The sequence below is a fragment of the Gordonia sp. ABSL11-1 genome (assembly GCF_030315685.1).
Lineage (GTDB): Bacteria > Actinomycetota > Actinomycetes > Mycobacteriales > Mycobacteriaceae > Gordonia.
Genome location: NZ_JASXSI010000109.1, coordinates 1 through 368 on the forward strand (window position 1 = coordinate 1; position 368 = coordinate 368).

The window sequence follows — 368 nt, forward strand, 5'->3', positions numbered from 1 at the left end:
GAACACGCGATGTTCAGATTCTCGCCGACACGGTTTGGCCCGGACCGCTCAACGTCGTGCTGGGAAAGAGCCCGCTTGTCCCAGAGTGGGTGACGTCAGGAGAGCCCACAGTGTCGTTGCTGCACAACCGATCACGAACGCTGAACATCCTCGGAATTCTCGCGGGGATGCCTCTCGCGGCGTCATCGGCCAACCGCGCCGGAACAATGGATGGGGACCTCGTCACGTTCGATACTGCGGTACAACACATCGGTGCCGAGATCGACATGATTGTGCGCAGCGAAGGACCGTCGAAATATACGAGCAGTAGCACTATCATTGATCTCACTGGGGGAGATATATCCATACTCCGGCAAGGTGATGTCTCC

The 368-nt window shown here is 57.6% G+C and carries 1 protein-coding gene; it reads left to right on the forward strand.

What is annotated here, in order from left to right; all coding sequences use genetic code 11:
• Positions 1-17: 17 nt before the first annotated feature.
• Positions 18-368 (forward strand): L-threonylcarbamoyladenylate synthase (locus QSJ19_RS26660; protein ID WP_286324067.1); only part of this gene is annotated, 351 nt, incomplete at its 3' end.